Source organism: Paraburkholderia jirisanensis (genome assembly GCF_054782355.1).
The window spans coordinates 744,433-767,822 of the sequence record NZ_BAAGSQ010000025.1; the positions used below are offsets into that span (position 1 = coordinate 744,433).

Here is a 23,390-nt window from a genome sequence, read left to right on the forward strand (position 1 = left end):
GTCTCCATGGCCTCGCTGCATGTTGACGCCCAAGCGGCACCCAGGCAAACGCGGCGCACGCAGCCACTAAAAAACACGGGCCCGCAGCAATCGCTGCGGGCCCGCTTCGTTTCCGTTGCGGCCGAATCTGCCCGACCTGGCGCCTACCCCGTCAAGCGCTCTTCGAGCCGATCGAACACGTGCTGCGTCTCGCCCTGCGCATGCAACGCGAACAGCAGCAGCGAGCGCCCGGTGACCTGGTACGTGTCGCCCGAACCGAACTCGGGCAACTCGTCGCGTTCCGGCGCATTGGTGTCGATCAGACAGCTCCATTGATCGCTGCCCGGCACTTCCGGCAACTTGAATTCGACCACGTCGTGATACGCGTTGACGACGATCAGCAGCGTTGCGTCCGAAGCCGGCCGGCGAATCCCGCTCGCCTGCGCACGGCCGTCGATCACGAGGCCGAAGCAGCGCATCGCCGCGTCGCCCCATTGCTCGTCGTTCAGCTCGACCCCGGCCGGGCTGAGCCACGTGACGTCCTTCACCTGCAGGTCTTCGTCGCCGTCGCCGGCCAGCGAGCGCGTCTCGCCGGCCAGAAAGCGTCCGCGCCGCAATACCGGCAACGCGTGGCGCAGCGCGGTCAGCTTGCGCACGAAGCCAGCCAGCGCGCGGCCGTCGTCGTCGATGCCCGGCCAGTCGACCCAGCTGATTTCGTTGTCCTGGCAATACGCATTGTTGTTGCCCTGCTGGGTGCGGCCGAACTCGTCGCCGGCCAGCAGCATCGGCGTGCCTTGCGACATCAGCAGCGTCGCCAGCAGGTTGCGTTTTTGCCGCTCGCGTAGCGCACGGATCTCGGCGTCGTCGGTCGGGCCTTCGGCGCCGCAGTTCCACGAACGGTTGTCGCTGTGGCCGTCGTTGTTGTTCTCGCCGTTCGCGTCGTTATGGCGTTCGTTGTACGACACGAGATCGTTGAGCGTGAAGCCATCGTGCGCGGTGATGAAGTTCACGCTCGCCCACGGCCGCCGGCCGCGCCGGTTGAAGAAGTCTCCCGATGCGGTCAGGCGCGTCGCGAGATCTGCCGAGCAGCCTTCGTCGCCCTTCCAGAACGAGCGGACCGTGTCGCGGAAGCGGTCGTTCCATTCGGCCCAGCCCGGCGGAAAGCCGCCCACCTGATAGCCGCCCGGGCCGCAGTCCCACGGCTCGGCGATCAGCTTCACGCTCGCCAGCACCGGGTCCTGCCGGCAACTGTCGAGAAAGCCGCCGCCTTCGTCGAAGCCGTACGGCTCGCGGCCGAGGATGGTGGCCAGATCGAAACGGAAACCGTCGACGTTCATCTCGGTGACCCAGTAGCGCAGGCTGTCGGTGACCATCTGCAGCACCCGCGGATGCGACAGGTTCAGCGTGTTGCCGGTGCCGGTGTCGTTGATGTAGTAGCGGTTTTCGTCCGGCATCAGCCGGTAGTACGACGCGTTGTCGATACCGCGAAACGACAGCGTCGGGCCGCGCTCGTTGCCCTCGGCGGTGTGGTTGTACACCACGTCGAGTATCACTTCGAGCCCCGCGTCGTGCAGCCGGTCGATCATCTCCTTGAACTCGGCGACCGCGCCCGGGCCGCGCGCGAAATAGCGCGGGTCGGCCGCAAAGAAGCCGATCGTGTTGTAGCCCCAGTAGTTGGTCAGCCCCTGGTCGAGCAGCTGGCTGTCGTTGACGAACGCGTGAATCGGCAGCAGTTCGACCGTCGTGACGCCGAGACGCCGGATGTGATCGACAACCGCCTTTTGCGCAAGACCGTCGAAGGTGCCGCGCATCTTCTCGGGCACCGCCGGATGCCGCTTCGTATAGCCGCGCACATGCGTTTCATAGACGATGGTGCGCTCCCACGGCACGCGGATGCGGGTCGGGTGAGTCCAGTTGAACGACTGGTCCACAACCTGGCACTTCGGCATCCACTCGGCGCTGTCGCGCTCGTCGAAGCTCAGGTCCGGCTCATCGCCGGGTGTATCCAGCGTGTAGCCGAACAACGACGGATGCCAGCGCAACGAGCCGACGTGCGCTTTCGCGTACGGGTCGAGCAACAGCTTGTTCGGATTGAAGCGATGTCCGGCTTGCGGTTCGTACGGGCCGTGCACGCGGTAGCCGTACACGGTGCCGACCGGCAGGCCGGCGACATGTACGTGCCATACCTCGTCGGTGTATTCGGGCAGTTCGATGCGCTCGAGTTCGCGCTCGCCCTTGTCGTCGAACAGGCACAGTTCGACCTTGGTCGCGTGCGCGGAAAACAGCGCGAAATTGACGCCTTTGCTGTCCCAGGTGGCTCCGAGCGGGAACGGTGAGCCCTCGGAGATGCGGCGGTCGTATGGCATGGGAACCTTGATGGACGATGAGGGGAAAGGAAGGCGATGCGGGCGGCGCATCGATGTCGCAAGCCGTGTGCCTGCACGGTCATGCGTGGATGGCTGGATGGGTAGGCGCGACGCACATGTGGGATGCGCGCGGAATACGCAAAGGGTGCGCACACCGGGCGCGTCGCAAGGTAGGCGCGCCGCGAGGCGCGCCACGCGGCGTTACCGCCTTACAAATCACGATAGAAATTGCCGATGCACCGTAAGTGCTTCAGAGCCTGCGCCTGATGCGGCGCGCGATGGTGGCCCGCTGGCGGTGTCATCCGGCGGTCATCGAATCGGGCTGTCAGCAAGCTGCAGCAAAGGAAAGCGCGCTTGCGCCCGTGGCGCGGCCCGGTGCGCGGCGCGTGCATGGCACGCACCATGCGTGCGGTCTGCACAATTCACCCGCCGATTCGCCGCATCAGCAGATGCGCATTAGACAGTAAGCAATGATGGATGCCAACGCAATTTCGGACACACGCCTTCCCACGATCCTGCTGATCGACGACGAACAGGACCTGCTTTCCGCATGGGCGCTGTTGCTCGAACTCGAGGGATTTCATGTGGTGACGGCCGTCGAGGCGCGACTAGGCGTCGAACTCGCGCATCGATTGCACCCCGCGCTGGTGATCACCGATCTGATGATGCCGGAGATGGATGGCGCGCAGGTGTGCCTCGCGCTGCGCGCGGATCCGTCGCTCGACGATGTGCCGCTGATCTTGTGGAGCGCATCGGTGGATATTCCGTCGGACGTGCGCTGCGAATGCACGCTGCACAAGCCGGTTACGCGCGAGACGCTGCTGTCGAACGTGCAGGGGCTGCTGAGCGCGCCATGCACTGGCGCGCCGCGGCCGAGCGCGCGGCGGCGCTAGCGGGCATGGCGAAAACGCGCAGGCGTCGCGCGTAGCTTGCCGCCGCTGTATGCCGCGCTTGCTTGCCGCTGCTGTTCGCCACGCTTGCTTGCCGCGCTTGCTTCCACATTTACTGCCCCGGTCGCTTGCCGCACGCGCTCGCGGCAGTCGCTCGTGGCGACCGTTCACCGGTCGCTGACAGACCGCCCTAAGCCTGCGGATCCGACCGATGAATCGCCAGCCCTTCCATCGGGTCCAGCGCTTCACGCCACGGCTCGCGTGCCAGCATGCAGCGCGTGTCGTCGTAACCGGCGCGCCAGCGCCGTTCAATGCCCGAAGCGGAAAAATCGATATCTTTATGCAGGTCCGCGCCGCACGAGCGCGGCGCATCCAGTTCGATCACCTGCATCGTCGTGCCACAGCCCCAGTCGAGCAATTTCCGCACGGCGTCCGAGTCGCGCTCTTCCGCCGAAATATGCGCGCCGAGCTCGCGGATCACATGACGCAACCGGTGAATCTGCCGCTGCCGTTCGAGATGGCTTTCCGCGCGGCTCGAATACTGGATGTCGCGCTGCCGGCTCATCGCTTCGCCGATCGACATCGGCTCGGGACCATGCGCCGGCCACAGTTGCACCGTGAAGATCACCGAGTCGCGCCGCGGCCGGTCGTCGAGCACCGCTTCGAGCGGCGTATTCGAATAGATGCCGCCGTCCCAGAACACCTCGCCGTCGATCCGCACTGAAGGAAACCCGGGCGGGAACGCGGCCGACGCCATCACGTGATCGACCGCAAGCGGCGCATCGCGATTCGTGAAGTAATGCATATGCCCGCTTGCAACGCCGACCGTGCCGACCGTCAAACGCATCTGCTGCGCGTTCAGACAATCGAAGTCGACCAGCGACTGCAGCGTCTCGCGCAGCGGCTCGGTGTGATAGAACGCCGCGCGATCCGGCCCGACCGACGCATTCAGACCGAACCATGCATCGAAGCGCGGCTTGAAAAACGCCGGAATGCCCTGCGTGACGATCGACATATCGCGCAGCCACTCGCCGATGCCGAACGGCATGTCCGCCATCCCACCGCCCTGCCACGCGACGCGCTCCCAGAATTCCTTCAGACGCTCGAGCCGGCGCTCGACCGGATTGCCCGCGAGAATCGCGCCATTGATCGCACCGATCGACGTGCCGATCACCCAGTCGGGTTCGATGCCGGCATCGTGCAGTGCTTGATAGACCCCCGCCTGATACGCGCCGAGCGCGCCGCCGCCTTGCAGCACCAGCACCACCTGGCCGGCGATGTCGGGGCGTACCGCGTGGCCGGCGCGTGCGCCGGTGGCGTCGTCTTGCGGCTTGTCGTCGTGCGGCTGCGGCGCGGCACCGCGGCCTGCCTGATTTGCCATCGTGCTTTCTCCGTCAATGAGAACACGCTCATGGGGATGCGGTCGTGCACGGCACGGCGGAACCCATGAGCTGTCACACGATAGCGTACCTTGGTGGCAACTGCAGTCTTGCGAACGATGCACTACGAACCGGGCCGCTTCGAACGGGCCTGGACCTGGACCCGGACACGAAGCAATGCGCGCCTACTTCGAAATACGCAGGATCTCCGAGGCCAGCTTCGAAAAACACGGCGTCAGATCCGCCGTCGTCAGCGCGCGGCAGTACACGCCCACCGGTTGCGCCGGGTTATAGCAGCGCGACAGCGAATCGGTGGTGTTGGCCATGCACTTCAGGATGTCCTCGCCGATCTCGTTGTTGGCGCCCTGTGGCGTCAGCAGTTCGGAGCCGCGGCCAATCGTATAGACATAGATGTTCTGGCTGCGCGCATAGTTGGCCAGCGCCTCCGCGACATTGCGCGCCGCGTTGTTCACGTTCGTGTAGTTCACGGTCTTGCCGACCACGCGCGGCGTGTTGGTCTGCACAGGGATCGTCTTGTCGTCGAGCCAGCTGGTGTTGTGCGCGTTGTAGAACGTCGGCATCTGCTTGATCACGTTCGACGCGTTGTTGTCGTAACACGGCGAACCCATCTTCTGGCTCACCGCATCGATACGGTACAGCGCGGTCGGCGTGTTCGGCGAATCGCCGCTCGTCACCGTGCCAGCCGTCGTACCGCACGACGACGAGTTGGTGCTGAAAATCGACCCGAAGCTGTTCGGTGCGCCGTCCGAGAAAAACACGATCACGCGCAGGCTCGACGGCGTCTTGATCGTGTCCTTCAGTTGCGACAGCGCGTTCCAGTACGCCTCCGACGAATTGGTACTGCCGGAGAAGGTGTAGCCGTTGATCGCCTTGTTCATCGCGGTACGGTTAAAGCCGCGGTTGTCGCCGTTGAACGGCGCATCCACCACCGTGCCGTAGGCGAAATGCAGCAGCGCGACGCGGTCCGTGATCGGATCGAATTGCTGCAGGAACGTGATGGCCGCCGACTGCACCGCCGGCGGCACCTTCGGATCGACCGCCATCGAGCCGGTGGTATCGATGATCACCGCCATATCCAGATCGCGCCGCACCGATTGCGCGGTGGTCGCCACATTGAGCACGTTGAAGCCCAGCACCTTCATCAGCGTCACCGGCACCTGCGCCTGCGCGGCGATGTCGATCGTCACGGTGCCCTTGTCGAAGGTGATCGAAGGATCCGCCAGCGTGGCCGTCGAATTCAGAAAACCGGCCGGATAGTTCGCCGCGAAAAACGCCTTGGCGGCATTCTTCGCGTTGGTGGTCTGGGTCGCCTCGTCGTTACCGCGCGTGACGGCCTGGCCCGCGGCGATCGCCGCGCCATCCGCGGCCGCATCCAGTCTGGCCTTGCTCATGTAGCCGAGGCCTGCGTCGATCGCGAGCCCCGCCGCGCCGAGCAGCACGATCAGCGCCAGCGCAACCAGCACGCTCACCGCGCCGCGTTCGCGTTTTCTTGATGGTGTCGATCTTGTTTTCATCGCTTGCCCCCGTTGCCGTGCCGTTCAGAACACAGCCATCGCATACAGGTTCGGCGACAGCGCCGGCGTCGTGATGCCGAACCCGAGATTGAGTGCGCCGATCAGCGGCGGCTGGTAGTAGAACGACTCGACCGCATACGCGATCTGCCCATTCGCCAGCTGGCCCTGCAGCAGCGTGACGGTGGGCGGCGTATTGCCCGCCGCGCCGAGCCCCGAGCAGCCGCCCGTGCCATCGGTGGCCCAGCTGGTGCCGCCGCTGCCGCAGTTCCACAGCTTGCTCGCCGCCGACGGATAGTTGCCGCCGGTCCAGCGGTATTGCGCGGCGACCGTGCCGGTGCAGCCGTTGCCGTCCGAATTGCAGTTGTTGGTGCCGACGATTTCCGTGATGTAGATCATGCCGTTCGCGCTCATCTTCAGCGGCGGCGTGGTGGCCGATAGCGACGACATGATGGTCTGCATCGGGAACGTCAGCGATGCGCGCGACGACAGATTGGCGCCCTCGCGGCTCACGTTGATCAGGATCATCTGCGCCTGCAGGTTGCGCGCGAAATCGACTACCGGCAGCGCGAGCGCGATCAGCAACGGCAGCAGCACCGCCATCTCGACGGCGGCAACGCCGCGCTGCCTGCTGCGAGCCGGGCTGTGAGCGTGGGTGCGAGCGCGGCGACGGGCGAGCGTGCCGCCGGAACGAAAGCGTGGCTGGTTCATGTCAAAACCCCTCGTTGCGCATCGTCGCGGCGACGCTGAACGAATACGTGCCGGCGGCAAAGAACGGCCGCGCGAGCGGCGTGAGCATCGGCCACGCGCAATTGAGCTGCAGCACGATGATGTCGCCCGCCTGGCCGAACATACCGCTCGAATAACTGCCCTGGTTCGCATAGCTCTGCGGCTTGCCGTTGACCGTCACCGTGTAGCTCGGCGCGACCATGTTGTACAGGCCCATCGAGTTGTTCTTGATCTCCTGGATGATCGCGAGATAACGCTGCTGGTTCTTCGCGTTCGGATCCAGATTGCTTTGCCCAGTCACCGCATAGCGCGCGCCTTCGCGCACCGCGTATTGCATCGTCAGGTTCACCCACAGCGAAATGCCGAGATCGAGTGCGAGCAGCAGCAACAGGAACAGCACCGGCGCAACCAGCGCGAATTCCACCGCGGTCGCGCCGCGCTGCCTGCTGCGCAGGCGCCGGGTTGGCTGGGACGCTTTCATGTCGCCTCCTGTTGCGCGGGCACCTGAAGCTGAAGATCGGTGCGCTGTGGTTGTCATGAGCTGGCCTCGCGGGTCAGCCCGAAATGTGCGTCATGGTGGGCATCAGCGTGCGCACCGCTTGCAGCACAGCCGGTCCGAGCATCACGATCATCAGCGCCGGAAAAATAAAGAACACCAGCGGAAACAGCAGCTTCAGCGAAATCTTCGCGGCCGTTTCCTCGGCGCGCAGACGCCGCTTGGTGCGCAGGTTGTCGGTGTAGACGCGCAGCGAATCGCCAACGCTGGTGCCGAAGCGGTCGGCCTGGATCATCATCGTGGTCAGCGTGTCGATGTCTTCGACGCCGGTGCGCAGCGCCAGATTGCGCAGCGCCTTGTCGCGCCCCGAACCGGCGCGCAGTTCGAGCAGCACCAGTTCGAACTCGTCGTGCAGCGCCTTGCTGCGCATGCCGATTTCGTCGGTGACGCGCGACAGCGCGGCGTCGAAGCCGAGGCCGGCCTCGACGCATACCGTCATCAGGTCCACCGCGTCCGGCAGGTCTTCGAACAAGGCGCGCTTACGCCGCTCGATCAGCCGCGCCAGCACGCCGTTCGGCAGGTAGAAACCGAACGCCGATGCGCACAGTGCCAGCGCCAGCAGGTAGATGCGCGGCGTGTCGTTGAACTGGCCGGCCAGCGCGAGCAGGGTGAGCGCGGGCAGCCCCAGCGCGAGCAACGTCTTCGAGGCGAAGTACAGCGACGGCGCGGCTTCGCTGCGCAAGCCCGCATTCAGAAAACGCACCCGCAGCAGCGAACTGTTCCAGTCGTCGCCCGGTAGCGAAAATCTGGCGACGCGCGACGACACCTGCGCGAGCTTCTCGGCCCACTTGCCGTCGTCGTCGGCGGCAGCGTCGGCGCCCGCCATGCCGCCGGCTGCCGCGACACCGCCCGTCGTATGGATCTGCTCGAGACGGCGTTTGAGCGGCGCCGGCCGCAGCAGGTTCACGCCGCTCAGCACCGCCGCGAACACCACGACGAACAGCACCGCCAGTACCGCAATCTGATCGATTCTCATGGCTTGCGGGTGGCCCCGCCCTCCTCGCTCCAGCGTGAATGAAAGCTCTGGCTCATACGTGAATGCGCACGATCTTGCGCGACCAGAGAATGCCGAACAGCATGAACACCAGCGCGACGCCGGCCATCCGGATGCCGGTCGGATCGCTCCAGAACACCTGCATCAGATCCGGATTGATCAGCATGATCACGCCGCACAGCGCGAACGGCAGCAGGCACAGGATCCATGCCGACAGCCGCCCTTCGGCCGACAGCACGCGCACCTTGCCGAGCAGCTTCAGCCGTTCGCGGATGATCGCGCTGATGTTGTTGAGCACCTCGGCGAGATTGCCGCCGGCTTCGCGCTGGATCAGCACGGCGATCACGAAGTAGCGCAGATCGTCGAGCGGCACGCGCCGCACCATGTTTTCCAGTGCATCGCTCATCGATGCGCCGAAGTTGATTTCGTCGAACGCCAGCTTGAATTCGGCGCCGAGCGGCTTTTGCATTTCATCGCCGACCATGCCGAGCGCGCTCGGAAACGAATGGCCGGCGAGCATCGCGCGCGCCACCAGATCGGCGGCTTCGGGCAGTTGCTGTTCGATCAGCGCCATGCGCTTCGCGCGCTTGCGGCGTACCCACAGCAACGGCATCAATGCGCCGGCCGCGGCGAACAGCAGCGCGACCAGCAGCGGCTGATGCAGCATCAGGCCCAGCAGCAAGCCAAGCACGGCGCCGCTCGCGGTATAGGTCGTGAAGCGCCCGATGGTCCACGCGAGACCCGCCTGCAACAGCAGCTGGTGCAGCGCCTGTGCACGCGCCGCGTTGAACAGCAGGCGCGTGAGCAGCGAGCCTTCGCCCGCCTGGCCGCTCTTCAGGATCGACAGCGGCTCGCTCGCCTCGCTGCGTGCGGCCGCCAGCGCGCCGACCCGTGCCTTCAGACGCTTCACGGCCTTGCCGTGGCGCGTGTGCCAGTACAGGTACAGGCCTTCGATCAGTAACACCGTCGCGATAAACAGCAGCACGACAAATCCGATAAACGACGTATTCATGCTTGGCTCCTGGGTCGCCGTCGCTCAGGCCTCGAAATGCCGGGCCGGATCGAACACGTTGTCCGGCAACGCGAGGCCGAAAGCCGCCAGACGCTCGCAGAATTTCGGCCGCACACCGGTCGCGCAAAAATAGCCACGCACCGTGCCGTCCTGATCGACGCCGGTGCGCTTGAACGTGAAAATCTCCTGCATGTTGATCACGTCGCCTTCCATGCCGGTGATTTCCTGGATGCTCATCAGCTTGCGGCGCCCATCGGTCAGACGCGACGCCTGCACCACCACCGACACGGCAGAAGCGATCTGCTGGCGCATCGCCTTGGCGGGCATCGCGATGCCTGCCATCGACACCATGTTTTCAAGGCGCGTCAGCGCGTCGCGCGGCGTATTCGCGTGCAGCGTCGCCATCGAGCCTTCGTGGCCGGTGTTCATCGCGTGCAGCATGTCGAGCGCTTCGCCGCCGCGCACTTCGCCGAGCACGATGCGGTCGGGGCGCATCCGCAGCGCGTTGCGCACCAGCGAGCGCTGCGAGATTTCGCCTTTGCCTTCGATATTCGGCGGCCGCGTTTCGAGGCGCAGCACGTGTTGCTGGCGCAGCTGCAGTTCGGCCGCGTCTTCGATCGTGACGATCCGCTCGTCGCCGGGAATGAAGCCGGACAGCAGGTTCAGCAGCGTGGTCTTGCCGCTGCCGGTGCCTCCTGAAATCAGCACGTTGAGCTTCGCCTGGATCAGCGCTTCGAGCAGCTGCGCCATGGCCGGCGTGAAGCTGCGGTTTTTCAGCATGTCGTCGACGGTCAGCGGATTGACCGAGAAGCGGCGGATCGATACCAGCGGACCGTCGATCGCCGACGGCGGAATGATCGCGTTGACGCGCGAGCCGTCGGGCAGCCGCGCGTCGACCATCGGTGTCGATTCGTCGATGCGCCGGCCGACCCGCGACACGATGCGCTCGATCACCTTCATCAGATGCGCATCGTCGTAGAAGGTGATGTCGGTGTGCTCGAGCTTGCCGCGCCGCTCCACATACACGTGCTGCGAGGTGTTGACGAGAATGTCCGACACCGTTGGGTCTTTCAACAGCGGCTCGAGCGGGCCGAGGCCGAGCATTTCGTCCTGCACGTCCTGCACGAGACGCTTTCTCTCCAGCTCGTTCATCGGCACCTTGTCCTCGTCGACGATGCGCTCGACGAGTTGCGCGAGCTCGCGCTTCACCTGTTCCGGCGACAGCCGCTGCAGCTTGTCCAGCTCGACGCGCTCGATGATGGTCTGGTGGATGTTCATCTTCAGCAGCTGATACGCCTGGCGCGCGGCCTTCGTATCCTGCGCCGCGATGGGCGCGCTGTCGCCGGCCGCCGGTGCGTCAGCCACCGCGAGGTCGCTTTGCATCAGGAGTTGTTCGCGCAGTGACATGGTGGTTTCTCCGTGCGGGTTGCCGCAAATCGATCAATCGTTGGGTGGGCCTAGTGGCCTGGCTTCAGTTGCGCGGCGCCGGCCCTGGGCCCGAACAGACGCGTCAGCGACCGTTTGGCCGGCTCGTGCTGCGGCGGACACAGCGCGGTGGCGAGCGCGTCGATGCTTTTGGTCAGCGGGCTGCCCTTGGCCGCCACCGCGAGCGGCACCCCCTGGTTCACCGCGTGGCGCGCGCTCTTGTCGTCTTGCGGCAGCAGATGCGCGGGCCGCGCGCCGAGCGTGCGCGCGATGTCGTCGAGCCCGACCTGTTCGCGCTTGTCGTAACAGTTGACGATCAGGCGCGTCTTGTTCGGCGCGTAACCGAGCTCGCCGAACCGATCGAGCAGCCGGCGGCTCGCATGCAGATGCGGAATGGTCTGCTGCAGCACCACGCAGATCGCCTCGCTCTGGTCGAGCGCCTGGATCGACAGCGGATTGATTTCCTGCCCGACATCGCACAGCACGAGGTCGTAGCGCTCGCGCACCAGCTCGAGCACACGCTGCAGATGCGGCGCACGCAGCTCGCCGGCCTTGACCGGGTCGCCCGCGCCCGCCAGCACGTCCAGATTCGGATGCACACGCGCCACGCAGGCTTCGAAGAACGCGGCGTCGAGGCGGTCGATCTGCGTGCACAGATCGTGCAGCGTCGCGGGCGGCGCCTTGTCGGTGAGCAGCAGCGTCGCGTCGGCGAACAGCTGGTTCAGGTCGATCACCAGCACGCGCTTGTCGCGCGCGGCGGCCAGCACATACGCGAGATTCGCCGCGACCAGCGTGGTGCCGACGCCGCCCTTGCCGGCCGCGAACGACAGCACGCGCCCGGCGCGGCGCGTCTGCGCGTGTTTCTTGCCGGCTACGTGCGACAGCTCGCGGGCGAACGCGTTGCCGTCGAGCGGCCACGACAGCACGTGGCGCACGCCGGCGCGCATCGCCGCCATCAGCATGTCGGTCGACAGCGCCGGCGTGACCAGCATGCAGCTCAGGTTCGGCGCGTGCGTGCTGGCCTGTTCGATCACGGCGAGATCGGCGCCGGCCAGCGCGCCGTCTTCGATAATCAGCAAATCGATCTTTTTGAAGTACGCGGCGTGGCGCGCCAGATGACGCGCCCCACCCGCTTCGCTGCGCAGGCTATGCGCGACGCCGCTGTCGCGCAGCAGCGCACCGATCTCGTGGGCGCGCTCGTCGCTCGCCGCCACCAAAAGAATATCGATCATGTTGACTCTCCCTCACCTTTCTAATCCGGGCGCTTCTGTCGAAGCGCCCATTGGGCCCGCTGCGCGCGCCGCGCTAGTTGCCGACGGTACCGGCGCCGACGCCGATCGTGAACACATTGGTCGGTGGCGTCGGCGTGGTGAACGACTTGTTGTACGTGGTTTGCGCGGCAACACCGGTGCGCCCGTCGACGCCGGATACCGGGTCGGTGTTGTCCGCATCCGGGTTGAGCGTCTGCATCTGGCGGATCTGCGAAACCGCGTTGCCGAAGTTGCGGTCCCAGTTCGGCGTCGTGCTGAGGCAGCCGCCAAGCGCCGCACAGGCGCCAAGGCCGACGGCGATGCGCAGCAAGGTCTGGTTCGTATTCATGTTGGTCTCCGTGAGTGCGAGGCGCGGCGTGGCGTCAAGGCGCGCTGGACGGCGCGGACGAGGTGGACGGCGCGCCGGCCGCCGGGCCCGCATCGATCGAGTGATGCGGATCGCGCGGGTCGTGCGAATCGCTGATCGCGAGCGTTGTCATCGCGACGCTGGTCGCACGGGTGGGCAGCGCGGAATCGGCCACCGGCGCGTGCCTCGGCGCCGGCATCGGCGCAGGTACTGGCGCGGGTACCGGAGCCGGAACGGCGGCCGGTGCCGGCGCCGCGACCGGTGCCGGAGCCGGCGCACCAGCCTTGGTACCTGCGGGCGGCAACGTTCCGTTACCCGCAGCCGGCGACGGCGCCACCTGCACGCCGGAGGCCGGATCGACCGGCACCGCGGGTTTGGTGCCTTCCATGTTGCCGGTCGCGTAGACCGCCGCTTCGTTGACGTTCGCGAACGTGTCGGTCGGCAGCGGATAGTTGCGCGGCAGCGGTTTGGCCAGACGCGGCGTGACGACGAACACCAGCTCGGTCTTGTCTTCCTGGAAGTTGGTGCTGCGGAACAGCGCGCCGAGCACCGGCACTTCGCCGATGCCGGGCAGCGCCTTCAGCGTGCCCGTGACGTTGCTCTTCATCAGGCCGCCGATCGCGAAGCTCTGGCCGTCGTACACCTGCAGCGTGGTGGTGGCGCGGCGCGTGGTGATCAGCGGCAGGATCGCGGTAGTGCTCACCCCTGCCGCACTGACCGCGACACCGGTCGGCGACAGCTCGGATACCTCCGGCGCCACCTTCAGGTTGATGCGGCCGTTCTCGAGCACGGTCGGCGTGAAGGTCAGGCCGACCCCGAACAGCTCTTCCTGCAGCGTGATGGTGGTGCCGTTGGTGGTGTTGCTTTGCGGCACCGGGATAAACACCTTGCCGCCCGCCAGAAAGCTCGCTTCCTGGCCGCTGATCGCCATCAGGTTCGGCTCGGCGAGAATCTTCACGAGCTGGTCGGACTTCTGCGCGTCGATCGCGAGATTGAGCGGCAGATTGTTCGCCTTCGACGCGGCCACCGCACCAAGGCCGCCCGACAGGAACTGCGCGAGCAGGCCGAAGCTCCACGTGCCGATGCTGCCCTGCAGGTTAGCCTGCGCGCCGAGCTGGTCGACCAGCGTCTTCGACACTTCGGCCACCTTCACTTCGAGCATCACCTGTTGCGGCGCGGCGACCTGCATCATGTTGATCACGCGCTGCGACTTGTCGCCGCCCGCTGCGCCCCCCAGCCCCGCCATCGGCGCCATCAACGCCATCGGTCCTACCGCACCGATCGGCAGCGGGCCGGCCGCGGCGGCGCCACCGCGCGCACCGGGCGCGGGCAGCGCGTTATTCGAACGCTGCGTGAACGCTTGCGCGAGTTCGACGATGCGCTGGGCGGCGATCGTGTCGGTCACCGTTCCGGTGAGAACCAGCGAATCGCCCGCAGCCGTCACCACCACGCCGCGCTCGTTGGGCAGCAGCTTCAGGATGGTCTGCTGCAGGCCGCCGGGATCCGCGCCGACTACCACGTCGATCACGCTGCAAGCGCCGCTCTTGCCCTGCACGATCATGTTGGTCGTGCCGATGTCCGCGCCGAGCAGATACAGCGTCTGCGGCGACACCAGCATGGTCTGCACGATCGCCGGATTGCCGACCGTGCGCTGCCGGACCGGCTCGTCGAGATTGAGCAGCGTCGACTTGCCGAGCGGCACGCTGACCGTGCTTTGCGCGTCGACCCGGCCGCGGCAGTTCGGGCCCTTGCCGGCGCTGCCGGCCATCGCGGCAGCAGCCGTGCCGGCGCCGGTGCGGTTCGCGCCGTTGGCCGCGATCGTCAGCGGTACGGCCGGCAGCGGCATCGTGCCGCCCGCGACCTGGTTCGCCGCGACCATGCCGACGCTCGCCGACGGATCGGCGAGGCCCTCGGCCTGAGTCGGTAACACCCACAGGAATGCGCCGACCGTTCCAAGAATGGCGCTCAGTGCGAAGTGCGCTGCCGCCGGTCGTTGCTTCCTCGCTTCACGCCGCGGCGACCAATGCGCCAGACGAGCCGATTTCGCGTTCATGTCCTTCCCCCGTTCAGGTGCTGCCTTGTTCCGCTTATGTGCTGCTTATGAGTGGTGCTGCTTTTTGTGGTGCCTGGGTGCTGCTTTTTGCGATTCTTTTTGTGCTGCCTGTTCGCTTGTTGCCGGCCTGCCTGTTGTGCTGTTTGCCGCGAAGCTCCGCGTGCAGCGTGGTCCGACGCCGCACGCAGGAAACCCCGCTCAGAAACATTCCTTCGTCGCATCGCCGCCGACGATCACCCGCACGCAATTGGCCGGCTCGCGCGCTACCGCGCGCCGCACCACGCGTTCCGGCGCGCTGGCCGGGACCGGTACGGCCGCCGCGACGTTCAGCAGCGTGGCGCGGGTCGCGCCGAGCGTCGAAGTCGCCTGCGGATCGACCTGGTTGCGCAACACCAGCGAAAGCGAACCGATGCTGCGCGCGAGGTCGATCTTTTCTGCCTGGTCGGGCGACACTTCGAGCGTGACCGCATCGACGACCTTCGGCTTGGTCTCGTCGCGTCCGACTTCCTGCGCGACGGCCAGCACCAGAATCTTTTCGAGCACGATCTTCGAGATGTGCTGGTCGCGCTGCGTATTCGGGTCTTTCTCGGTATTGACGATGATGTCGACGTAGTTGCCCGGCAGCGCGAAGCCGGCCACGCCAATCACGTCGTTCACGCGCACCGTGATCGCGCGCTTGCCTTCGTTGATCACCGCCGACAGTCCGCCGAGCGTGCCGACCGGCGACAGCTTCGCTTCGATCAGCGGCTCGCCGCGCAGCGTGCTTTCCTTCAGCACGCGGCCATCGAGTTTTTGCGGGTCGACGAACGAGCCTGCCGGCACGCTGCCCGCCGGCCAGTCGACCACTTTCAGCACGTCCGGCGTCAGGCGCTGGCCAAGGCTGATGTCGGCGGTGGCAACCACCACCCTGCCGGTGGACGTGGAGTTCTGCGACACCATCCAGCGCGAGCCGAACACGACGGCGGCAAGGCCGGCGGCGGTCGCCAGCAGCAATATGAAAATCGCACGTGAGTTGTTCATTTCGGTCTCCGGCTTTCGACCCGCTGCGAAGCGGCGCGGTCGATGTAGTGGTCAATGTCGTGATCGATGCGCCCGATCAGGCGGTGGCAAACCGGTGAATCACTTCGCCTGGCTGGTCATGGCGCGGCGACGGCCGGTCGGCTTCGGCTGTGTCGGCCTCGCCAGTCCGCGCGAAATAGCTGTGCCAGGCGTGCTGCAGCGTGTCGGGCGTCGCCACCGGCGCCTCCTCGCGGTAACTTGCGTGCGCCGCCACCAGCCCCAGCAGATCGCGTGGATAGCACGCGAGCAGCGGCTTGCGGGCCGGCTGGTGCAGCCGGTGAATCAGGTGCTCGAATGCGTCGCGGTCGGCGCGCACACCCAGCTCGCGGCAGCAGTGCTCGAACAGCGTCTGATATTCGTGTTGCGCGAGCGGCCCGACGTACACCTTGCTGCCGAGGCGGCGCAGGAAGGCTTCGTCGCCGAGCTGACCGGGTTCGAGGTTGCTCGAGAATGCGAGCCGCACGTCGAACGGCAGCTGGAAGCGCGCGCCGTTGTTCAGCGCCAGCGTTTCAGTGCCGCGCCCGAGCGGCACGATCCAGCGGTTCAGCAGTTCTTGCGGCGCGACGCGCTGGCGGCCGAGGTCGTCGACGATGTACAGGCCGTTGTTGGCCTTCATATGGCCGGGCGCCTGGTAGAAGCCGCTGCTTTCGTCGTAGCGCAACTCGAGCATGTCGAGCGTCAGTTCGCCGCCCGCCATCACCACCGGACGGCGGCAGCGCTGCCAGCGGCGGTCGGCAGGTGCGGCGAACGGTGCGCCGGCGGCGTGTGCCGCGGTTTGTGCCGCGGTTTGTGCCGCGGTTTGCGCCGCGGTTTGTCCCGCGGTTTGTCCCGCGCTTTGCCCCACAGCGTGACCGACCGTATGCCCGGCGACCGGCACGTGAATCAGCGGATCGAACACCTGCACGATCGCGCGATCGATCAGCAGCGCGTACGGCACGTCGACCGTGCCGGGCATCAGCTTCGCGAGCGATTCCGCCAGATGGGTCTTGCCACCGCCCGCCGGGCCGTAGAACAGGATCGGCCGGCCCGAGTTCACCGCGCCGCCCAGTTCGTCGATCAGCGCATCGCCGATCGTCAGGCCGGCGAGCGCGGCCCGGGCAAATGGGCGCGACACCCGCAGGCGGTTCACCGACTGGGCCGCAATCGCATCCTTATAGGCATCGAGCGTGACCGGCGCGGGGCCGACATACGAGCAGCGCGCCAGATAGCCGATCGCGCGGACCCGGCCTTCGTCGGTCAATTGATAGTGCACGTCGAAGTCGGCCGCGCCGCGATGCACGATTTCCAGCTGGCGTTCGCGGATCATGAAGCCCGCGATTTCGTCGAGTACCGGAATCGGCAGCTTCAGGCGCTCGACCAGCTGCGCGAGGCTCACCTTGCCGACCACTGCCGCCGCCTTCGCGGTCAGTTCGGCCAGAAACGGCAGATCGAGTCCGGTCTGGCTCACGCGCAAAGGCGCGCGCCGCGTGACTGTCCGATCGTGCGCACCGTCGTCGCACGACACAACCTCGCCCGGTCCGTGAGCGTTGTTCATCTGACTTCCCCCGTAACTGCCCAGCTCTGGTTGACTGGCCTGTGCTGCCTGTTTGCGTCCGCGTGCGGTGCACGCGAGCCGCTGTTATTTTGGGTTCCTGCACCTGCTTGCCGCGCTGGGTTCACCTGCTGAGTTCCCGCGCCACCGTGACCTGAGCCTCTCTGTGGAGGCTTGGGTCATCTGGTCTACTGCTTCCCCCGTACTTCCCCGTATGCTTTTCTGGTGGCGCCGTGCTGCGACGGCTTGCCGTATTCGCCTGCTCAACGACCCGCTACGCTCGTCATCACCGTGAACACAGTGCCGGCGGTGATCGCCACACCGAACGGCATCCGTCCGAGCGACGCGCGTACTTCCCCGTTCTGCGCGCCGCTCTGCCGGAACCCGCCTGCCATCGTCCACAGCAGAGAAAACGTATTGCTCAACCCTGCGCGAAGCTGCCTGCCCTGCCACATCATCACCAACGACCACACCCCGCCCACCACCGAAGCTACGACTGCTGCTTCTACTGCCAGCGTGGCGCCGCACAGCGCGCCCACCGCGGCCATCAACTTGACGTCACCGGCACCGACCATCCGCAACAGGTAACCGGGCAGCAACATCAATCCGCCGGCCACCGCACCCGTCAACCACACCTGCAGGCCGCCGAAGCCGCCATGCCAGCACTGCACCGGCAGCGCCACCAGCAGCGCGCTCGCCACCAGCCAGTTCGGAATGCGCCGCGTTTGCCAGTCCCATGCGGCAGCTAGCGCGACTAGCGCAAGCACGCACGGTCCAACTGGAAAGAAAACGCTGTCCATGAAAACTCCGCTGTGCAAGATGATCGTCGGGCCGGCCGCACCGCCCTGCCTCGCCAACCAGCCGCGAGGCGTGCCGGGCGGTGCGGACCGTGCCTTGCCCTGTTACCGGGTCGTCGCGTTGGACGACGCGGTGCCGAGCACGCCGCCGATCGTATTGAAGAGGGCCTTCAGGTTCGTGCCCATCAAGGTCGCGCCGGCGATGATCATCACCGAGATCAGACCGGCCAGCAGGCCGTACTCGACTGCCGCTGCGCCTTCTTCGTCTTGCAGAAATTGTTGAATTGCGTTCTTCATTGCTAACCCCCGTAGGTGAAGTGGAACTACCGAAACATGCCGCTGCGTGCTTTTTAGATACCCGCTTTGGCTTTTCAGGTCCGCCGGCAAAAAACCGGATGGACCACAATCGGCAATGCCTCTGGCTGCGTCGTTGTGGTGGCGAATGATCCGTACCCCGTACGAACCATTCGCCCCACTATTCTGCTGACGTCCGCCCCCAATTGGCCCCGCCGCCGCCTCACGACCGTATTGGCAATCCCCGGCCACGATCGCGAAGTCCCCGTTGTCGCTGCCGGTCGGCCTCTGTCTGGCGCCTGCCGTCAGCAACGAATTCCTCGTGACATCGCTATTGCAACGGGTGTGCCATGAGGCATCAAACCCTTGTCGCGCCGTGATCTGTTAGCTGGCGCACATGCTTTGGCGGGGTCTGCGCGGTGTGCGCGTTTCGCACCAGAAACATTTTTGCGACACTGTTAAGCGTTATGCATACGCGTTCCAGCGTGCATTTGAGGCGGTAAAAAGAACTTTCTTCAGGCGCGTGAGCCGCGCTGGCTATGGGTTTGAGGTCAAAAATGCCGTGCTGCGTGTGGTCCCGCATACTGCGCGGCATGCCCGGCCAAACCTGTCGCAACATTGAGACAGCCGTCGACTCGCGTGGCCAAAACGCTCCGCGCCCGATACGCGAAAGCACACGAGCCTTGCCTGGCAAGGCTGCGCCACGTTCATCGATGAATCGGCCAGACCGCGCGCGCAGGCGGGGTAGACCCGATCATGATTTCTGCTGATTCAAACGCCGGCTGCTTTTCATTTATCTTTTGCTCCATATGCCGTATTCGTGCGACGATAAGTCCATGCCTGTCACGGCATACAAGCTTGATAAGGTGGCCAATCCCGGCAAGCAGTTGGCAAGCGGCGGCACCTGGCAGCAACTGGCGTTGCGGTTTCGTACGCTGCCGCACGCAAGTCAGATGAAGGCAGCAAAAGGTTCGCAAAGACGAGCCGTTATCAAGATGAGAGTAGAAGTCGAAGGACATTGGTCTTGCGACGCTGCCGCGGCGCAAGGGCAACATCCAAACCGGGGGTAACATGAGTTCCACTTCTGCACCACTCACCAACGAGCGCAATGTGCTCTGTATTTCGCCCGTACCGGACGAAAGCCTCGCGGCCTTTCTGATGGCCTCCGGCTGGAACGTGCTGCACGCGAAGAACACCAGCGCCGCCGAACGCCTGCTCGAACGCAGCGGCGACATCAAGGTCGGCCTGATCGATCTGCCTGAAGACTGCACCGCGCAGCAGTTTTCCGCGCTCGAAGCCTGTATGCAGAACAGCGAAACCCACTGGATCGCGCAGATCGCACCGGGCCGCGCAGACGACGAGCTGACCAGCCGCTTCATCCTCGACTATTGCTTCGACTTCGTGACCAAGCCGTGCATGAACGAACGGCTGATCTTCGCGCTCGGTCATGCGCACGGGCTGTCGAACCTGCGGCGCGCGAGCGTGGCGCCGAAGCCGTCGCTCGGCAAGCACGGGATGGTCGGCCATTGCGACGCGATGCAGCGGCTTTACCGGCGTCTCGACAAATGCGCGCAGACCGATGCGCCGGTGTTTATCGCCGGTGAGTCGGGCACCGGCAAGGAACTCACCGCGCGCGCCGTGCACGATTGCTCGGCGCGCAAGGACCAGGGTTTCGTGGCGATCAATTGCGCGGCGATTCCGCCCACGCTGCTGCAGGCCGAGCTGTTCGGCCATGAGCGCGGCGCGTTCACCGGCGCGCTACAGCGCAAGATCGGCCGGATCGAACATGCGAACGGCGGCACGCTGTTCCTCGACGAGATCGGCGATATGCCGCACGAGTGCCAGGCCGTGCTGCTGCGCTTTCTGCAGGAAGGCACCATCGAACGGCTGGGCGGCAATGCGTCGATCAAGGTCGACGTGCGCGTGATCTCGGCAACCCACGTGCATCTTGAGGCGGCGGTGGCCGATGGGCGCTTCCGTTCGGACCTGTATCACCGGTTGTGCGTGCTGCGTCTGGACGAACCGCCGCTGCGCGAGCGCGGCAGCGATATCCGGCTGCTGGCCGACTACGCGCTCAGCATGTACAAGCAGGACGGCACGCACAAGATTCGCGGTTTTTCCAGCGGCGCGATGGTCGCGATGTCGAACTATGCGTGGCCCGGCAATGTGCGCGAACTGATCAACTGCGTGCGCCGCGCGGTCGTGATGGCCGAGGGGCGCTTTATCACCGAAGCCGATCTCGGCTTGCCGGCCGCTTCGGCCGAACGCACCAGGACGCTGGCCGAAATTCGCATGAAGGCCGAAATCGCGGCGATCGAAGAAGCGCTGCGGCGGCATGGACATAACCTGTCCGGCGCGGCTGCGGACCTCGGCGTGTCGCGTGCGACGCTGTACCGGCTGATGAACGCGAACCGGATGCAGACCGACGTGAATTCGATGCGGCAGATCCGCATGCGCCGCCAGGAGAGCGGCGGCGATGCGGCGAATGCCGGCGACGACCCCACGGAGGATGAGCCCGGTGGGCAATTGCCTGCGGCGGCGGCATCGGCGGGGTGAAGGTGGCGGGAGGCTGCGGAATCCGTTGATGCGTTGAATGCGCTGATGCGCTGCATCTTCGCGTGTCCGGTTTCGACGGATGCGCCGCCCCTCCCCGTTCGACTCGCTGCGAGGCTGCCCCGCCGTTGCTATGCTTGTGCGTACCCCCGCACACCGGCACGGACGCGAACTTGGCTGACTCCGATCTCCCCGCACCCCGACCTGAACATCGGCCTGCCGCCGCCCCGGCCCAGGCCGGCCCCTGCGACGCACTCGTGATCGGCGCGCAGCCCACTGACCGCGTCAGCCCATGCCGCCGCAAGAAGCTCGCGCTTGCCGCCACCATCCTCGGTTCGAGCATGGCGTTCATCGACAGCTCGGTGGTCAACGTGGCGCTGCCGTCGCTGCAGAACGAACTCGGCGCGAGCGTCGCGGCGATGCAGTGGGTGGTCGATGCGTATCTGCTGTTTCTGGCGTCGCTGGTGCTGGTCGGCGGCGCGCTCGGCGACCGCTTCGGACGGCGCCGCATCTTCGTGACCGGCATCGTGCTATTCACGCTCGCATCGGCCGCATGCGGCTTCGCGCCGAACTCGGCCGCGCTGATCGTGGCGCGCGCCGTGCAAGGTATCGGCGCGGCGCTGCTGGTGCCAGGCAGCCTGTCGATTCTCGGCGCGGTCTTCGACGAGTCCGAGCGCGGCCGCGCGATCGGCATCTGGGCCGGATTCGGCGCGATCACGTCGGCGCTCGGGCCCGTCGCGGGCGGCTGGCTGGTCGATGCGTTTTCATGGCGTGCAATCTTTTTCCTGAATCTGCCGGTCGCCGCGGCCACGCTCGTGCTGGCTCTGCTGGCCGTGCCCGACAGCCGCCAGAGCGGCGCGCCTCAGCGGATGGACTGGGCCGGCGCCGCGCTCGCCGCAGTCGGGCTCGGCGCACTGGCGTACGGCTTGACGCGCGCGTCGGCGCACGGCTTCGCAGAGCCGGCGGTGCTCGCGTCGGTAGCGGGTGGAGGGTTGGTGCTGGTCGGCTTTGTCGCGCTCGAAGCGGCCAGCGCGCAGCCGATGATGCCGCTTGATGTGTTTCAATCGCGCGACTTCAGCGGCGCCAATCTTGTCACATTGCTGCTTTATTTCGGTCTGGGCGGCGCGCTGTTTTTCCTGCCGCTGACACTGATCCGCGCACATGGCTATACCGCGACCGAGGCCGGTGCGGCGCTGTTGCCGCTGCCGGTGATCATCGGCGGATTGTCGCGTGTGATGGGCGGCGTGGCGGACCGCAGCGGGCCGCGCATGCTGCTGATCGCGGGGCCTTGCATCGCGGGGCTCGGCTTTGCGCTGTTCGCGCTGCCGCGCGCGCATGCTGGCGACGTGTCGTACTGGAGCGGGTTCTTTCCCGCCTTGACGCTGATTGGGCTCGGTATGACGCTCGCGGTCACACCGCTGACGACCACCGTGATGGCTTCGGTGCCGGCCGCCCGCACGGGTGTCGCGTCGGGCATCAACAACGCGGTGGCGCGGGTGGCGAGCCTCGTGGCGGTCGCGGCGCTGGGCATCGTGTTCACGTGGGCGCATGAGGCGTCGCTGGCCGCGCGGCTCGATGCGCTGCATATTCCGCATCAGGCGAGTGCGCTGGGGCGCTCGCTCGAGCCGGGTGGCGACGACACTGTCGTTGACGACGCGCGCGCGGAAGATGCGGTGGGCGCGCGCCACGCGGCGCCGGTGGGAGATGCGGCGGATGTGAGCCACGCGGCGCGCGCCGGAGATGCGGCGAATGTGGGCCACGCGCCGCGCGCCGGAGATGCCGCGGATGTGAGCCACACGCCGCCGATGGGAGATGCACCGGATGTGGGCCACACGGCGCGCGCAGGCCGCGCAGTCGGCGCAAAGCTCGCGGCCAACGCCGCGACACCGCTCGACGCGGTGATGGCCCGCGCCGACGCCGATGCGATCGACGCAGGATTTCGCGCGGTAGCGCTGGTGTGTGCCGTGAGCGCGTTTTGCGCAGCGGCGTGCGCGGCGTTGACGATCACACGCAAGTAAGCGCGTCGCGCCACGCCGCGAGGCGCGGGTTCCCGGCCATCTGCACTCCGCGCGGGATGCTGCGTAGCCAGCGGCAAGCCCGCTTGCGTGCGGTGGCACAGGCACATACTGCGAGCGCCGTGTGCACGACGTTGCCAATCACGCGCAGATGGGCACGTGGCGCTGCGCCGGCGGGTTGCGGAACATTGGCGTGCCATGCGAGATGCTGCGCCTCCATCCGCATCGAAAGGCCGTTTGTTCCTGCGGCAGAGGCTTCGGCGATCGTGTCTGGTAGAGTGCCACTTTGTCCGGCCCCTGCCGCCGCGTGTGCGCGAGATTGCCGCGTACTCGCGACACAGCTGCCCGCCTGCGAGCCCGTCGCGCATCGGCGAGACCCTCGGCCCGCCTGAAAGCGCGCCGCGCCCTCCGATACCGCCTTCGGCCTCCCATAACGCCGTCAGGCACATCAATTGCAATTCCGACCAAGGTTTGCGCCCTCCAGGCGGAACTTGCACGCGCGCATGCTGTCGTTTTTACATTCACGTCTGACCATCGTTCTTCTTCTACTTACATCGGATCCCGTCGCCCGGCGCCGCAACGCCGCCGCACCCCGTCCTCCATGCGCAA

The 23,390-nt window shown here is 66.2% G+C and carries 19 protein-coding genes; 4 read left to right on the forward strand and 15 right to left on the reverse strand.

What is annotated here, in order from left to right:
* Positions 1-143 precede the first annotated feature (143 nt).
* Positions 144-2,345 (reverse strand): glycogen debranching protein GlgX, encoded by a 2,202-nt coding sequence (glgX, locus tag ACYVNQ_RS15030; RefSeq protein ID WP_460903290.1) that lies wholly within the window; start codon positions 2,343-2,345, stop codon positions 144-146.
* A gap of 470 nt (positions 2,346-2,815) precedes the next feature.
* Here glgX and ACYVNQ_RS15035 point away from each other — a divergent pair, with 470 nt between their 5' ends.
* The gene (locus tag ACYVNQ_RS15035; protein WP_460903291.1) at positions 2,816-3,238 is read left to right on the forward strand and encodes a response regulator; all 423 of its coding nucleotides are present in this window, start codon (positions 2,816-2,818) and stop codon (positions 3,236-3,238) included.
* 187 nt (positions 3,239-3,425) lie between these two features.
* Here the strand turns inward: ACYVNQ_RS15035 and ACYVNQ_RS15040 are convergent, their stop codons facing one another.
* The 14 genes from ACYVNQ_RS15040 to ACYVNQ_RS15105 form a co-directional block, all read right to left on the reverse strand.
* Positions 3,426-4,616, reverse strand: coding sequence for a patatin-like phospholipase family protein (locus ACYVNQ_RS15040; RefSeq protein ID WP_460903292.1), 1,191 nt, complete (start codon positions 4,614-4,616; stop codon positions 3,426-3,428).
* 183 nt (positions 4,617-4,799) lie between these two features.
* Positions 4,800-6,149, reverse strand: a complete 1,350-nt coding sequence (locus ACYVNQ_RS15045; protein ID WP_460903293.1) for a vWA domain-containing protein — start codon at positions 6,147-6,149, stop codon at positions 4,800-4,802.
* A 24-nt stretch (positions 6,150-6,173) separates the two neighbouring features.
* Positions 6,174-6,857: a TadE/TadG family type IV pilus assembly protein gene (locus tag ACYVNQ_RS15050; RefSeq protein WP_460903294.1), complete on the reverse strand. Its 684-nt coding sequence runs from the start codon at positions 6,855-6,857 to the stop codon at positions 6,174-6,176.
* Position 6,858: 1 nt separating this feature from the next.
* Positions 6,859-7,356, reverse strand: coding sequence for a TadE/TadG family type IV pilus assembly protein (locus tag ACYVNQ_RS15055; RefSeq protein ID WP_460903295.1), 498 nt, complete (start codon positions 7,354-7,356; stop codon positions 6,859-6,861).
* Between the two features lie 73 nt (positions 7,357-7,429).
* The gene (locus tag ACYVNQ_RS15060; RefSeq protein ID WP_460903296.1) at positions 7,430-8,407 is read right to left on the reverse strand and encodes a type II secretion system F family protein; all 978 of its coding nucleotides are present in this window, start codon (positions 8,405-8,407) and stop codon (positions 7,430-7,432) included.
* Between the two features lie 52 nt (positions 8,408-8,459).
* The gene (locus ACYVNQ_RS15065; protein ID WP_460903297.1) at positions 8,460-9,437 is read right to left on the reverse strand and encodes a type II secretion system F family protein; all 978 of its coding nucleotides are present in this window, start codon (positions 9,435-9,437) and stop codon (positions 8,460-8,462) included.
* A gap of 24 nt (positions 9,438-9,461) precedes the next feature.
* Positions 9,462-10,844 (reverse strand): CpaF family protein, encoded by a 1,383-nt coding sequence (locus ACYVNQ_RS15070; protein WP_460903298.1) that lies wholly within the window; start codon positions 10,842-10,844, stop codon positions 9,462-9,464.
* 50 nt (positions 10,845-10,894) lie between these two features.
* Positions 10,895-12,094 (reverse strand): AAA family ATPase, encoded by a 1,200-nt coding sequence (locus ACYVNQ_RS15075; RefSeq protein ID WP_460903299.1) that lies wholly within the window; start codon positions 12,092-12,094, stop codon positions 10,895-10,897.
* Between the two features lie 73 nt (positions 12,095-12,167).
* A complete protein-coding gene (locus ACYVNQ_RS15080; protein ID WP_460903300.1) occupies positions 12,168-12,461 on the reverse strand; it encodes a hypothetical protein in 294 nt (97 codons plus the stop codon).
* 34 nt (positions 12,462-12,495) lie between these two features.
* Positions 12,496-14,532 carry a type II and III secretion system protein family protein gene (locus ACYVNQ_RS15085; RefSeq protein ID WP_460903301.1) on the reverse strand — a complete coding sequence of 679 codons (2,037 nt, stop codon included), beginning with the start codon at positions 14,530-14,532 and terminating at the stop codon, positions 12,496-12,498.
* A 198-nt stretch (positions 14,533-14,730) separates the two neighbouring features.
* Positions 14,731-15,552: a Flp pilus assembly protein CpaB gene (gene cpaB / locus ACYVNQ_RS15090; protein WP_460903302.1), complete on the reverse strand. Its 822-nt coding sequence runs from the start codon at positions 15,550-15,552 to the stop codon at positions 14,731-14,733.
* Positions 15,553-15,628: 76 nt separating this feature from the next.
* On the reverse strand, positions 15,629-17,125 hold the full coding sequence (locus ACYVNQ_RS15095) for an ATP-binding protein (protein ID WP_460903303.1): 1,497 nt from the start codon (positions 17,123-17,125) through the stop codon (positions 15,629-15,631).
* Between the two features lie 260 nt (positions 17,126-17,385).
* Positions 17,386-17,922, reverse strand: a complete 537-nt coding sequence (locus ACYVNQ_RS15100) for an A24 family peptidase (protein WP_460903304.1) — start codon at positions 17,920-17,922, stop codon at positions 17,386-17,388.
* A gap of 102 nt (positions 17,923-18,024) precedes the next feature.
* On the reverse strand, positions 18,025-18,216 hold the full coding sequence (locus ACYVNQ_RS15105; protein ID WP_460903305.1) for a Flp family type IVb pilin: 192 nt from the start codon (positions 18,214-18,216) through the stop codon (positions 18,025-18,027).
* An 833-nt stretch (positions 18,217-19,049) separates the two neighbouring features.
* Between ACYVNQ_RS15105 and ACYVNQ_RS15110 the strand changes: the two genes are divergently transcribed.
* The 3 genes from ACYVNQ_RS15110 to ACYVNQ_RS15120 all read left to right on the forward strand — a co-directional run bounded on the left by ACYVNQ_RS15110 (position 19,050) and on the right by ACYVNQ_RS15120 (position 22,784).
* Positions 19,050-19,283 carry a hypothetical protein gene (locus ACYVNQ_RS15110; protein WP_460903306.1) on the forward strand — a complete coding sequence of 78 codons (234 nt, stop codon included), beginning with the start codon at positions 19,050-19,052 and terminating at the stop codon, positions 19,281-19,283.
* 1 nt (position 19,284) lies between these two features.
* Entirely contained in the window at positions 19,285-20,769 is a 1,485-nt protein-coding gene (locus ACYVNQ_RS15115) for a sigma-54 dependent transcriptional regulator (RefSeq protein WP_460903307.1), read from the forward strand.
* Between the two features lie 170 nt (positions 20,770-20,939).
* Positions 20,940-22,784: an MFS transporter gene (locus ACYVNQ_RS15120; protein WP_460903308.1), complete on the forward strand. Its 1,845-nt coding sequence runs from the start codon at positions 20,940-20,942 to the stop codon at positions 22,782-22,784.
* The last annotated feature ends 606 nt before the right edge of the window (positions 22,785-23,390 follow it).

Bases quoted from the DNA above. Each gene is read 5' to 3' on its own strand.
- ACYVNQ_RS15100 (WP_460903304.1), bottom strand. From the start codon at position 17,922: ATGGACAGCGTTTTCTTTCCAGTTGGACCGTGCGTGCTTGCGCTAGTC.
- glgX (WP_460903290.1), bottom strand. From the start codon at position 2,345: ATGCCATACGACCGCCGCATCTCCGAGGGCTCACCGTTCCCGCTCGGA.
- ACYVNQ_RS15065 (WP_460903297.1), bottom strand. From the start codon at position 9,437: ATGAATACGTCGTTTATCGGATTTGTCGTGCTGCTGTTTATCGCGACG.
- ACYVNQ_RS15110 (WP_460903306.1), top strand. From the start codon at position 19,050: ATGCCTGTCACGGCATACAAGCTTGATAAGGTGGCCAATCCCGGCAAG.
- ACYVNQ_RS15095 (WP_460903303.1), bottom strand. From the start codon at position 17,125: ATGAACAACGCTCACGGACCGGGCGAGGTTGTGTCGTGCGACGACGGT.
- ACYVNQ_RS15080 (WP_460903300.1), bottom strand. From the start codon at position 12,461: ATGAATACGAACCAGACCTTGCTGCGCATCGCCGTCGGCCTTGGCGCC.
- ACYVNQ_RS15075 (WP_460903299.1), bottom strand. From the start codon at position 12,094: ATGATCGATATTCTTTTGGTGGCGGCGAGCGACGAGCGCGCCCACGAG.
- ACYVNQ_RS15050 (WP_460903294.1), bottom strand. From the start codon at position 6,857: ATGAACCAGCCACGCTTTCGTTCCGGCGGCACGCTCGCCCGTCGCCGC.
- ACYVNQ_RS15060 (WP_460903296.1), bottom strand. From the start codon at position 8,407: ATGAGAATCGATCAGATTGCGGTACTGGCGGTGCTGTTCGTCGTGGTG.
- ACYVNQ_RS15035 (WP_460903291.1), top strand. From the start codon at position 2,816: ATGATGGATGCCAACGCAATTTCGGACACACGCCTTCCCACGATCCTG.
- ACYVNQ_RS15115 (WP_460903307.1), top strand. From the start codon at position 19,285: ATGAGTTCCACTTCTGCACCACTCACCAACGAGCGCAATGTGCTCTGT.
- ACYVNQ_RS15105 (WP_460903305.1), bottom strand. From the start codon at position 18,216: ATGAAGAACGCAATTCAACAATTTCTGCAAGACGAAGAAGGCGCAGCG.
- ACYVNQ_RS15070 (WP_460903298.1), bottom strand. From the start codon at position 10,844: ATGTCACTGCGCGAACAACTCCTGATGCAAAGCGACCTCGCGGTGGCT.
- ACYVNQ_RS15045 (WP_460903293.1), bottom strand. From the start codon at position 6,149: ATGAAAACAAGATCGACACCATCAAGAAAACGCGAACGCGGCGCGGTG.
- ACYVNQ_RS15040 (WP_460903292.1), bottom strand. From the start codon at position 4,616: ATGGCAAATCAGGCAGGCCGCGGTGCCGCGCCGCAGCCGCACGACGAC.
- ACYVNQ_RS15085 (WP_460903301.1), bottom strand. From the start codon at position 14,532: ATGAACGCGAAATCGGCTCGTCTGGCGCATTGGTCGCCGCGGCGTGAA.
- cpaB (WP_460903302.1), bottom strand. From the start codon at position 15,552: ATGAACAACTCACGTGCGATTTTCATATTGCTGCTGGCGACCGCCGCC.
- ACYVNQ_RS15055 (WP_460903295.1), bottom strand. From the start codon at position 7,356: ATGAAAGCGTCCCAGCCAACCCGGCGCCTGCGCAGCAGGCAGCGCGGC.